This window comes from Clostridium nitrophenolicum, assembly GCF_055391695.1.
Window position 1 is genome coordinate 2960561 of record NZ_AP042469.1, and the last position, 12961, is coordinate 2973521.

12 protein-coding genes are annotated in these 12961 nt (G+C 31.0%); 1 reads left to right on the forward strand and 11 read right to left on the reverse strand.

Translation table 11 applies throughout. The annotated features are described in order from the left end of the window. Nucleotides 1-2: 2 nt before the first annotated feature. The 10 genes from ACZ5N4_RS14050 to ACZ5N4_RS14095 form a co-directional block, all read right to left on the reverse strand. Complete coding sequence (locus ACZ5N4_RS14050; RefSeq protein ID WP_211140978.1) at nt 3-269, reverse strand: hypothetical protein; 267 nt, start codon at nt 267-269, stop codon at nt 3-5. After that, nucleotides 256-1365 carry a hypothetical protein gene (locus ACZ5N4_RS14055; RefSeq protein WP_464203139.1) on the reverse strand — a complete coding sequence of 370 codons (1110 nt, stop codon included), beginning with the start codon at nt 1363-1365 and terminating at the stop codon, nt 256-258. Before ACZ5N4_RS14055 ends, ACZ5N4_RS14050 begins: the two co-directional genes overlap by 14 nt. A 512-nt stretch (nt 1366-1877) precedes the next feature. Further along, nucleotides 1878-2708, reverse strand: a complete 831-nt coding sequence (locus tag ACZ5N4_RS14060) for a MerR family transcriptional regulator (protein WP_464203140.1) — start codon at nt 2706-2708, stop codon at nt 1878-1880. A gap of 116 nt (nt 2709-2824) precedes the next feature. Then, the gene (locus tag ACZ5N4_RS14065; protein WP_464203141.1) at nt 2825-3967 is read right to left on the reverse strand and encodes a 1-propanol dehydrogenase PduQ; all 1143 of its coding nucleotides are present in this window, start codon (nt 3965-3967) and stop codon (nt 2825-2827) included. A gap of 178 nt (nt 3968-4145) precedes the next feature. Next, nucleotides 4146-5231, reverse strand: coding sequence for a uroporphyrinogen decarboxylase family protein (locus tag ACZ5N4_RS14070; RefSeq protein WP_464203142.1), 1086 nt, complete (start codon nt 5229-5231; stop codon nt 4146-4148). A gap of 3 nt (nt 5232-5234) precedes the next feature. Then, nucleotides 5235-5942 (reverse strand): corrinoid protein, encoded by a 708-nt coding sequence (locus ACZ5N4_RS14075; protein ID WP_464203143.1) that lies wholly within the window; start codon nt 5940-5942, stop codon nt 5235-5237. 176 nt (nt 5943-6118) lie between these two features. After that, the gene (locus tag ACZ5N4_RS14080; RefSeq protein ID WP_464203144.1) at nt 6119-7843 is read right to left on the reverse strand and encodes an ASKHA domain-containing protein; all 1725 of its coding nucleotides are present in this window, start codon (nt 7841-7843) and stop codon (nt 6119-6121) included. Between the two features lie 250 nt (nt 7844-8093). Further along, nucleotides 8094-9242: a double-cubane-cluster-containing anaerobic reductase gene (locus tag ACZ5N4_RS14085; RefSeq protein WP_464203145.1), complete on the reverse strand. Its 1149-nt coding sequence runs from the start codon at nt 9240-9242 to the stop codon at nt 8094-8096. A gap of 200 nt (nt 9243-9442) precedes the next feature. Then, on the reverse strand, nt 9443-9769 hold the full coding sequence (locus ACZ5N4_RS14090; protein WP_464203146.1) for a DUF2325 domain-containing protein: 327 nt from the start codon (nt 9767-9769) through the stop codon (nt 9443-9445). 241 nt (nt 9770-10010) lie between these two features. Continuing rightward, entirely contained in the window at nt 10011-11153 is a 1143-nt protein-coding gene (locus tag ACZ5N4_RS14095; RefSeq protein WP_464203147.1) for an aldo/keto reductase, read from the reverse strand. Between the two features lie 238 nt (nt 11154-11391). On the opposite strand from ACZ5N4_RS14095, the gene ACZ5N4_RS14100 reads away from it, so the two are divergent. Continuing rightward, nucleotides 11392-12168 (forward strand): 3'-5' exonuclease, encoded by a 777-nt coding sequence (locus ACZ5N4_RS14100; RefSeq protein ID WP_464203148.1) that lies wholly within the window; start codon nt 11392-11394, stop codon nt 12166-12168. A gap of 90 nt (nt 12169-12258) precedes the next feature. Here the strand turns inward: ACZ5N4_RS14100 and infC are convergent, their stop codons facing one another. Beyond that, a complete protein-coding gene (infC, locus tag ACZ5N4_RS14105; RefSeq protein ID WP_464210943.1) occupies nt 12259-12765 on the reverse strand; it encodes a translation initiation factor IF-3 in 507 nt (168 codons plus the stop codon). Nucleotides 12766-12961: the final 196 nt, after the last annotated feature.

Below are 12961 nucleotides of genomic sequence, written 5' to 3' on the forward strand. Positions count from 1 at the left end.
TTTTAGTCTTTAATATATTTATTTATAGTAGCAGCACCTTCTGCATGTGCATGATAGTAAACCTTTAGTTCCTTATTTTCATCTAATTCAAATCTTGTTTCTTCAATGAGACCATTTGCTTCTGCTGTCATTAAAGCTGTTATTACTGCTTTCTTATTTAAAGCCTTAAAGCTGCCATACTCTCCCTTTAAAGCATTTATAACATCATCAGCACAAGCTTCATCAACCTTTGTAAAATATTTTAAAATTGCATAATTAAGCGGCTTCATTTGCTCCTACCTCCTTCTTTCTGAATAAATCCAATGGATTCATAGCTATTACAAGAATTCCGAACATCATTGTTACAGCAGCAATCCAAACGATTGGAGGTAATGCCCATCCATCCATACCACTTATTACTCCAAGAACTATCCAACAGCAGAACGGACCCCAGAAGGAGAATGTGCCATTACAAGCCATACCAAGAGCAGCACCACACATACTGTTACCGTTATACCAGCTCATGTAGGAAACAAAAGCACAGAGACCACTTAAGGCAAACCATATCATTGCAGGTCCACTTGTGAATGCTTGAACAGCTAAACCAGCTGAGGATTTAATGCCGTCACCAAATATCATTCCAAATACAGGTACTAATATTATTAAGTTTGAAAGTCCTGATGTTGCTTGACGGATTGTGATACCGATTTCTGAGTCGATCATAGATGTACCATATCCAGCCACACAACCTTCAAATCCCCATCCAAGTGCTGCAATAAATGCGATACAAAGCCCAAAGAACATTCCCTTTGGGGCATCTCCACTGATACTAGTACTACCAATCATGAAACTAGATAAAACGCAGATAACAATACCAAGCATCATACGTTTATTTAATTCTTGTTTAAATAATATTCTTCCTAGAATAGCGCCGATAGCTGGACAAAGAGCTGTAATTGGAATAACAATTGAACCAGCCATTTTTAAAGCTACAACATAAGCGGTACTTGATATTGGTCCTCCAATAAGAGCAGCTAATATCATTACAGCACCTGGCTTAGTTTTAAGACATCTAAAGAAATCTCCAAGTTTACCTTTAATTGCTGCATAACCCATTGCCCAAACAGCACTACAGGTATCGTTTACAGCACTACCAAGAGCACCAAGTACATATGTAATAACTAAGGCTGATAAACCTGCTGTATTGACACCATACCAGTCACCCCAAACTCCTTTTGTCATCCCTAGTGTTAAAAAGGCTGAGTAGAATCCGTACATAAGACCTGAAAAAAGAGCAATTGTAATACCTTTTCTTAAGAAATCCGATGATAATTTGTTTTTTGCACGAATTGCTTCTAAGTCTACCTTTTGGGAAACTTCCTTCATAAAATAAAACCCCTTTCGCTTATACGCTTAATACTTTTTTAACTAAATAGAAATTTATAACTGAATATATTTTGGGATTGTTATAATTGGGGACATTTTATTTTTAAATTATTGAAAACTTTTCATTTTATATCTTGTAGGTATGTTACTCTTAAGTAAATTATAGGCCGTTCCCTATAGGGTAAAGTCAATATATATTCTTATATAATTTAAAACCTTATAATAATTTAAAACTTTATAATTTTAGCTATGATTCAAACTTTATAAAATTAGTTATATCAGTCTTTTAGATAACAAATGCAAAATATACCAGTTACAAAAATATATTTTTTGCTTAGTAATGTTGTAATTTATTTACAAAATAGGCAGTATTGTCGTTTTAATATCCCTTTATACTTTACCCTAAGGGCAACGTTTTCAATGTGAAAGTGTTAACGTAAAAAGTGCATGAAAGTTCTAACATTTATTTTAATGTTAGAACTTTCATGCACTTTTTACGTACCATCGTAGACTTAATTCTCTCTCCTGACTTTAATTAAAACTTCCGTTACAAATTTGTCTACATTTTTAGTTGTCCAATAATCTGTTACATATCTTTCATAGCACTCCTCAGAACATATATAACCATACTCTTCCGTCCATGCTTGTATTTTTTTATATGTTTCATTAATTGTTTCATGAGATCCTATGTGATAACAAGCAGCTACTATACAGCCCCCAAATTCAATGCTTTCTTCTTCTTTACACTTTAAAATAGTCTCCTGCATTATTTTCATCTTGTTACACTTTCCATTAATTTTATCTTCAAAAGATGGAAAACATATAATTACAGGTCCTGTTATTGCATTATTTATACTATCAATATAATTATTAAACTCTATATTAACTATAGAATCCATATAATCATATTTAAAATCTTGCTCTAAAAAGATTAAGGTACGATTGTCAATGTATTTTATAGCAACATTGCTAACATTGTTTTCAATTACCATCTGTGCTTCAACTATAAGGTCATGCCAATCTTTAACGGATCTTATTTTTAAATTTATTTCTCTATCAAGTTCTTTTAATTCATCAATCTTTTTTCTAAAGCTTTTATCAAAAAAATCATAAGTTGTTCCTTCTAAGAACTCTCTCATTTCCTCTAGTTTAAATCCACTCTGTTTATAATATTTTATTATTGGCACAGATAATAAATTTTTCTTGCCATAATATCTGTAACCGCTTTCATCTGCTACTTTATCAGGAGATAATATACCCATTTTGTCATAATACCTTAGTGCTTTTTTTGTTATTTTGCATATTTCTCCGACTTTTCCTATTGAATACAATTCATTTTCCATCTAAATCCCCCTTATTTTTGATATTTTTAATTATATTTTAATTCAACTAATTTTTCAATATTTTCGAAAAAATATAAAAAAACCACCCATAAATGGGTGGTATAAAATACAATCTTTTATCCCAAAACTTTATCTAAAAGTTTTAATAAATCTTCTCTTGTCGCTTCTCTAGGATTCGCTGTTGTACATATATCATTAAGAGCCGCGTTAACAATTTCTTCTCTTGATGCTTGAGCCAAATTCATATCGGCACCTTGTTCTTTAAATGTTGCTGGAATCGTCAATGTCTTTTTAAGTTCTATAATGCTTTTTATTAGATTATTAACACCAATATGTACATTTGGTGCATGTAACTTTAATAGTTTTGCAAGTCTTTGATATTTTTTAGCTGCTATGTCATATTCAGCACTAAAGGCCGATTTGTTCAAATTAGCATTATACTCAATGACATAAGGAAGTATAATAGCATTACTTCTTCCATGAGAAATATGCAATTTCCCACCAACAGCATGAGCTATACTATGAGTAATTCCAAGTCCAGCTGCATTAAAGGCCATACCAGCAAGGCATGACGCATTGTGAAGTTTTTCTCTTGCTACTATATCGTTTCCATCAGCATAAGCCTGTGGTAAAAATCTAAAAGCTAAAGTGAGAGCTTTTTCTGCAAGAGCATCTGAAAAATCAGTGGCATTCTTTGAAACATAGGCCTCTATAGCATGTGTAATTACATCCATTCCTGTATCAACAGTTATAGCCTTAGGTACAGTTTTTACCAGTTCAGGATCCAGAATAGCAACTGTTGGAAGAAGAGATTTATCTGCAAGAGCATATTTTAATCCTTCTTGTTTATTTGTAATTACTGCATATTCAGTTACCTCAGAGCCTGTACCACTTGTAGTAGGTATAGCGTAGAAATCCTCTATAGAAGACACTCCCCCAGTAACTTTTTTTGCATATTCTCTCATAGCCTTAGCTCCATCAATTGATGAACCTCCACCAAGAGCTATCATAACTTGTACATTACAACTTTGTAACTTTTGAATACCAGCAGCAATAATCTCTACAGATGGATCAGGTACAATATCACTGTATATAGCTACTTCACAATCAACAAGTTTTTCTTGGATTTTTGCAGCTACACCTGAAGTTTCCATAAATTTATCACATACAATTAGTACTCTTTTATTTTTAATCTCCTTTAGTCTATCTAAAGAACCTTCTCCAAAATAGACATTTGTGTTAATACTAAATTCTTTCATATACATAATCTCCTATTTTAAAAGTAATTAAGATATGAATGAATTAGTTTTTCTTTAATTTAAATATAAAATTAACCCCAAATTATAACAGTTAAAATAAATCTATTATAAACTTTACTTAATGTATTATACCATATTGAATTAATAATACAATACTATTCCAACAGATTGACAAAAATTATACAAAAAAATTTAAAATATTCTTTAATTCTTCAATATCAACAGGATAACCAATTTCTCTAGCTGTATCCATCATAATTTGTATATTTTGCAGTGGTGTCTCTACTGGAAGACTACATCCAGACATTATAGCATACCCTTTTGGGCTATCATACCCTTGTAGCACACAATTAATAACTGCATCTCTGATTTCCTTATGAGTACCAGCATACATAACATTAGATGGATCTACATTACCAAGTATCCGCATTTTATCTCCTAAGGCTGCTTTAGCTTCAGCCAAGTTTACCATATTGTCCATACTAAAACCAGCTACGCCTGAGGACGCTAATTTACCTATTGCCGGCCAAATTTTTTCTGTCTTTCCGCATATATGAAGCACTGTTCCTTTCCCTCTTGATTGAATGAATTCAATTAGTCTTTTCAAATAAGGAAAACAGAAAGTTTCAAAATGTTTTGGATTTATTATAGTACAGGATGCTAATGGTTCTGATATAGTAGGAGTCAAGCCTAAATCAATAATTACTTTTGCATATTCAATACAGCTTTGAAGGGAAATTTCACAAAGCTTATGTATGGCTTCTGGATTTTTAAAAAATAGCTTTGTCATCTTTTCTATTCCTACTAAAAAGAAGGCATTTGAAAAAGGTCCTACAACACCACCAGAACAGGGCACTTCTTTTCCGAGTGCATCGACTAAATATTTCATAGCATCTACAAAAACAGGAAGTCTCCCATCTTTAAATGGATCTGCCACTTTAAGTTTACTTATATCTTCAATATTATCTATTGCAGGTCTTGCTAAATCTGCTGTATTATCTTCTGGAAGATGAACTTCTGCTCCCATAGCTTCTGCCCAAACATATAAGTCTGTAAATACTCTAACTCCATCCATGCCAAATCGTCTATATGCTGAAATTTGTGCATCTGCAATAGTTTTTCCATTTGTATTAAACTCTGAAATCTTGCATCCATGAATGCGAGCTACTCCATTCGCTATATTAGGATTGCAAGGGAGTCTGTCTACTAATTGTCCCTTGCTTAATGCAACAGCCCTTTCTAGGGGTGTCATTTGATCTATCATCTTTTATGCCCCCTGTACTAGAGTGCTGTCATTATCCTTAGCTGTTTTATCTCCCTTTGATATTGTAATTACTAAATCTTTAGCAAATTTTGCTGCTTTTGAAGCATCTGTGGTATATCCATCAGCACCTATTTTAGTAGCAAAACTCTGAGAAATAGGACCTCCACCAATCATAACTTTAATCTTATCTTTTAATCCTTCTTCTTTTAGGATATTTATAACTTCAGCCATTCCTTCCATTGTAGTTGTCATAAGGGTAGAAAGAACAATAATATCTGCTTTAACTTCCTTAGCTTTATTAACAAATTCTCTAGGAGGCACATCTCTACCCATATCTATAACATCAAAACCTTCAGTTTCCATCATTATTTTAACCAAATTTTTTCCTATATCATGTGTATCTCCTTGAACAACACCAATTACAACTTTATGTTTATCATTAATATCCTTTTTTTCAAGATGAGGTCTTAAAACATCTAGTCCAGCGTACATAGCATCTGAACACATTAATAATTCTGGTATATAATATTCTTCCTCCTCATAAAGCACACCAGCTCTATTCATTCCATCTGCTAAACCTTTATCAATTGCATCATAAGCACTAATTCCATTTTCAATGGACATTTTTGCAACCTCAACAACCTTTTCTTCTTCCATTTCAACAACTGAATCAGATAATTCTTTAATTAAATTTTCTTTTAAATCGCTCATGTTTATATCTCCTTTTTAATTTAATTTTTTATAAGTTTTAGGCAATATTCAATAAGCAAATTACCTCACCAATAAAAATACTGATAAATTGAATAAGAAGAGTTATTTTTATTGCTTTTTAAATGGTAGTTCCTTAAATATGAATAATAACGCTATTAAAAATTTATATTGCTGCACTAAAAATTAAGAGCACTTATGAAGCTATCCTGGAAATCTTCTCTAGTGGAGAGTTCTACAACCTCTATATTTTCCTTTACCTTGCTCATCTCTTTAAGCTTCTCCTTGTTAACTAGTGCAATTCTTGCACCTTCAATAGAGGAATTCCCTACAAAAGTAATCTCGCCCTTAAATCCCTTCGGGATAAGTCCTATATTTTTTATGCTTTCAGGGTTTATATGATATCCAAAGGCTCCTGCTATTACCACTTCATCTATATTTTCTATACTTGTATTTATTTGCTTAAGAAGGATGGTTACCCCAGCAGCAATTGCTCCTTTAGCTAATTGCACTTCTCTAATATCTTTTTGCGATATGTAAACATCATCAGTAATATAAAATTTTTTATCGCTGAGTCTATCTTTAATCTTCTCTGGTAAGTCTTTATTAAATCTTCCAGTTGATAAAATAACATTGCGTTTAACTAAACCTGCAACTACGTCAATAAGTCCACTACCGCAGATACCTTTTGCACTAGTATTTCCTATGGTTGAATAACTTATATTTAACTCATCATCTATATCAAAGGTATCTAGCGAACCTTCCTCAGCTCTCATACCACAGGATATATTCATACCTTCAAGAGCAGGACCAGCAGCAGTTGAAGATGCCGCCATCTTACCGCCACATATAGTAACTATTTCACCATTTGTACCAATGTCTATGAATATAGAAGGATGACTCTTATTTTGAAAATCTATGGCTACTATTCCAGCCATTATATCAGCACCAACATAAGAAGATACTGAAGGAAGTATTGTTAAAATCCCTTCTGAATTAACCTCTATCTCTAATTGTTTAGCGTAAAAATTAAGCTTATCCAAAAAAACTGGTCTATAAGGAACTGTAGCTATGGCGTCTGGTATAACTCCTAAAAAAAGATGGAGCATAGTAGTATTAGCTGATATTACAACTCTGTATATGTCATCTGTACAGTATTTATCTTCTACAAGGTCTTCTATCATTACATTTATTTTTTTTCTTATGCAGTTACTTAATGTATTTATTCCATTTTCGATAGTCATGCAATAGGTTATCCTTGATATAACATCTGCTCCAAACTCCGTTTGTGGATTTAAAGCTGAAACTTTATTTAAAACCTCTCCATTCTCCATATTTACAAGATAAGCTGAAAGCCCTGTAGTTCCTACGTCTACAGCAACACCTAAAATACAATCTATTTTTTCTCTTATGTCAATAATAGTATCTTTATGTAAAATTCCATAGAATTCTTTAATTTCATTCCTTTCAAGTAAACCAATCTTTTTTAGCACATTGATATTTTTAAATTCATATTCAACTGTATCTTTATAAGGAATAAAATTTTTCTCATCTATATTAGGCAGCTTAATTTTTTTCATACTGCTGTTAATTTCAACATCAATAGAAAAACCCCTATTAATTGTCTTTAAATTTTCATCTTCGTTTAAAAGCTCAATATTCACATCGCCTTTTACTCTTGCAATACAAGCAAGCCTCATGTTCTCTTCATCAGTATGCCTAAGTTCATCCTGAGTTTTAGGATATAATTCTCCAAAAGATCTAACTTTACACTTACCACATTTTCCTACAGAATTACATGATGTTTCTATTTTAAGCCCTGCTTTTCTTATAGAATCTATAAGTTTAGTACCCTCCTCTACTTCTATAGATATATCTTCGTTAACAAATCTAATCTGCGGCATCTTTATTCTCCTTTGCTGAGTAAATTTACGATTCCAAACTAAATGTAGTGAAAACCTTATCCAAAAGGGAAAATACTAAAAAAGCCTGCATACCTATTGTATTAGCATAAAAAGGTATAATACAACAATTATCACTAAATTGAATAAGAGCCATCACTATAATTTAATTTATTTATAGTTATATGTAATTTAAAAGGAGCTTATGACCATTAATGTCACTTGCTCCACAAAGAACACCTTCTAACAAGAATTATAGCATTTCTATAAAGGCAGCTATTCTGGTTTTGATTTGACCTACATCTGTTTGGGAATAATCTGTTTCTATACTCATGTAAGGCAAATTTTTATTTTCATTGACAAATCTTTTTATATTATAGGATTCTACACTATATGTATGACAAGCTTGAAGAATAACATCTACAACACCATCAACTTTATAATCCTCAATCAACTCTGATAGAAGCTTTGTTCTATTATCATTTGGAGTCATACATGAGCATCCTATATTTAAGTATTTATCTGTTAAAGCATCAATAGTATTAATATTCTCATCTACCAATCTGCTTATTTCTTTTACTCCTGTACAATTTTCGTAGCAAACAACAACTCCACCATTTTCTTCAATAGCCTTTACAATTTTTTCTGTTGCTTCTCCCATAGGGCATCCAGTAATAAGTATTCTTTTTGCCTTTGGCGAAACTTTTCTTTCTCCATCCGCATATTTAGCTTTAGCTTCTTTTACAAGCTCATTAAGCTCTTTTATTTCAATTTCCTTGTCCCACTTAAATGAAGCTCCATTTAAAACTCTCAACATTTCTAATCCTGTTATAGGTGGCGGACACATTTTCCCTAGCTCATAAAATTCTTTTAACGCTAGTCTCTCTCTATTTCGAATCTTAATTGCTTCCTTTATTTTTTCTTCAGTTATCTCCACATTAAACTCTTTTTCTAGCATAACTTTTAGTTTAAAAATTTCATTTTTCCAGAGTCTATAACTGTCTTCTCCATTATATGTTTGAGGTAATTGCATTACGTGAATATTTTTAATTTCCCCTAAATATTCATACATTTTCTTTTTGCCATCACATGTGGTTTCCCCAACAATTAGATCGGAAAAATAAAAATAAGGGCATTTATCAGTAATGGCAAAACCATAACTAGACTTTATTAGTGGACATAAGTTTCTTGGCAGATGCTTTTCTGCATCAGGTATTGTTTCATCACTTTTAGCACAAAGTGATACTGCTACAGCACCAGAGGCAGCTATAATCTCCCAAGGTGTATAAGTACAGAAAGTTCCTACAACCTTTCTTCCTTCATCCTTTAAATTTTTAATTGTTATAAATCCTTTTTTTCTTGATTCACTGAAGTCATCAAATATTTTAGGTAAATCATTCATAAATAACAGTCTCCCATCCCCTTTATTTCTATATAACACATTTTACCACAAATTCATTACTAAAATTATTTGCATTACTTATAGATTCTGAGATTCATATTAGAAAATATTATACTTACTATTTATAAATGTAGAAATAATAAAAGACTAAACTAAAAGCAGTTAACTTAGCATTTAGTTTAGTCTAATTTATTAATAAACTATTTAATAACATTATTACTAGCAAAATCATCTATGTTTTTAAAAAAATTATTTATTTCTTGTTCCATATAAGACCATGATCTTTTTGTAAATATCATCTTTGTTTTAACACCTTTTAACTTTTCTTTTGTGTTTTTCATGATACAGTGACTTATATAATCTACCAATACAATGACTAAGTCAGCTCTATCTATTCTTAGTAGAATATCTCCCCTCTTATCGCCACCCTTTCTACCACTTATATGATCAATATCCTTAAAGCCCTTCTCATACAATTTACAGGGAATACTTCCAAGGTTATCTCCTCCAATAATTAAAGCACTCACATTACCACCCTACCCTTACATTATTTTTTATTTTAAAATAATTTTTAACACTGATAACAAATCATATAATTGATAACGATATTCAATTTCAATTATATCACATTTTTTATTGTTTTTAAATAGCAAATATTCTTAAAAGTTTTTACTTGGCAAACAAGTGGCAAAAGCAAGAATAGATAGCATATAAAATAAACCATAACACCTTTGCTGCTGCAAATTTGCCATGGCTTATAAAATCCTACTATACAGTTATATCATTAGTACCTTTCTCTTCCCATACAGCAATTTCTTCTAATCTCTTAATAATTTGAAGATGTTGAGTACACTCACCTTCGCATTTGCCACATTTTATACAGTCTGCTGCAAACTTTTTGCCATTCATGTTATAATTCCAGTATTCTAAACCGTAGACAGACTTTATCATTTCTTCATCGCTTTTCTTGAACATTTGTTTTTCATTATAGAAAAGCATATATCCCGGTATGTTTATTTCCATTGGACAAACCTTGCAGTAGCCACAGCCTGTACAAATCTCATTCATATTTTTACCTAATTTACTTTTTAAAATATTAATATCTTCTTCTGTAAATGGTTTTCCCTCATCTGCAATTCTGCAAGCTTCATCAATATCATGCTTATTTCCAAAGCCTATTAATGAAATAGTAATTTGAGGACTTGTAATGTTAAATCTTAATGCTAATTCAGTAGCTGTTTCTCCTTCGGAAGCCAAAAATGATAATTCTTCTTCATGACTTGGAATTGAACCTCCGCTAAGTGGGTTCATTGCTACTATCCCATAACCATTTTTATTTGCATGCGTAACCCCGTTCCATCTATAAGAGAAATTTAATATATTTATGCCCATTGTAACTCCGTCAAATTTGTTTTCATTCAATATTTCTGTTACTTGATCTCCTGGTTGGTGTGATGAAAAAACAATATGATCTATTAAACCTGCTTCCTTACATTTTAAAAGACCTTCATATTGACCGCCCGATCTCATTGCTAATTCATAATGTTCCATTTTTCTAATACACCATATGTGATAAAAATGAATCTTAGGAACTCCTAGCCTTTCCAAAGACTTTTTGACTCCTGCTATAGCTTTTTCAGCAGTGTCAAATACTGTAGGCCTTCCTTTAGTGGAAACATAAAAGTCTGTTTTTCCCTCTTTAATCATTTGTCTAAAGGCTATTCCCAATATATCTTCACTTCTTCCGTCACAATATCCCGGTGCAGTATCAAAATAATTAATTCCTTTACTATAGGCATATTTAACTAATTCAGCATTTTCTTCATCACTTTTGCTTAAATCAAATCTCAGGCCTCCAAATCCGACTACAGAAACATTTTTATCAGTCCTACCATACTTAGTATATTTCATTTGTTTTCCCCATTTTATTAAACCAAACAACTATTAAAAAACTATGATTTTTTTATATTGTAAATTATCTTGATTACTAATGATAAGTATACATTATAATTTATACAGGTACAATGAAGAGAAAGTATATATATACCAATCATAAACTACTAGTACTTTTTCATAGTAATTAAGGTATACTATAGGTAATATAGTTTGTTACATATTAAATTTCGTATTATACTTGAAAGGGAATATTATGAATTACATAGTATTTGATTTAGAATTTAATCAGGAATGCAGTCCTGTAAAAACAAATAAAAATACAATAAATACAAAATGCCCCTTTGAAATAATTCAGATTGGTGCAGTAAAGCTTAATAGCGAGCTTAAAACAGTCTCTACTTTAGACAGTCTTGTTAAGCCTGATATATATACTATTCTTAATCCTTTTGTAAAAGAAATGACCGGCATAACAATGGATCAACTAAGTAAGGCTAAGCCATTTATTGAGGTCTATAAAGAGTTTGTCGAATTTGTAAGCGGAGAGGACAATGTCTTATGTGCATGGGGAATGGTTGATATAAAAGAGTTATTCAGAAATCTAGAGTATTATGATTTAGATACATCCTTAATCCCGAGAAAATATATAAATCTTCAACTTTATACTTCTAAGTACTTAAGCTTCCCAAAAGGAATTAGTATAGGATTAAAAAGAGCAGTGGAGTTATTAGAAATTTCTCATACTGATGAATTTCATAACGCTTATTACGATGCCTATTATACGACAGAAATTTTCAAAAAAATCTATAATAAAAATATTAAAACTAATATATATAAGTCGCATAAAGAACTAAGATTAGAGAGACATGAGAATTCAAGAAAGAAAATTGATACTTATAAATTAATAAAGCAATTTGAAAAAATGTTTAATAGAGAAATGACACAAGAAGAGCAGAAGATAATTAAATTAGCCTACATGATGGGAAAAACAAATCAATTTCAAATTAAAAATGAAGAAAGAGAGGTTAAATAAAAACCTTCCTGTAGGCACCCTACAAGAAGATTAAATTTACTTTGTTGTACACATAGAAATAAATTCGCTAATTGTTATCAATATAATTTATTATTTCTTTGGGGCTAAAATCAAAATCATATTGTTTCCCTCTAATTTAGCTGGTTTCTCGATTGTACCAACATCTCCTATCTTAGAGATAAACATATCAAAAACTTCTTTTCCTACATGAGTGTAATTGTTTTGTCTTCCTCTAAATCTAATTGATACTTTAACTTTATTCTCGTTTTGTAGGAATTTTTTAGCGTTATTAGCCTTAACATCTATATCATGTTCTTCAATACTAGGACTCAATCTTATTTCTTTAATATCAATAGTTTTTTGTTTTTTTCTATTTTCCTTTTCTTTTTTACTTTGTTCATAAAGGAATTTATTATAATCCATTATCTTACATACTGGTGGATTAACTGCTGGAGAAATCATTACTAAATCCAGATTTCTTTCTATAGCCATCTTTAATGCTTCGCTAGTAGAAATTATTTGAGTATCCTCTTCTCCCACCAATCTTATCTCTTTTGCTCTAATATTTTCGTTTAAATTTGCATTTCTATTTATAATGCAACACCTCCAAATTTTTGTTTTATACGCATATTTTTATATATAGTTATTATTCGCGATACTATATATTCCTACTCTTTCAATTTAAACATTTATATAGTTTAATTTATCATAATGCTTATTTATTACTATGTGTACTTGTTTTATCCTACCATTATCTTATAATAAAGTCTATCTTTTTCTAATTTAACTACAA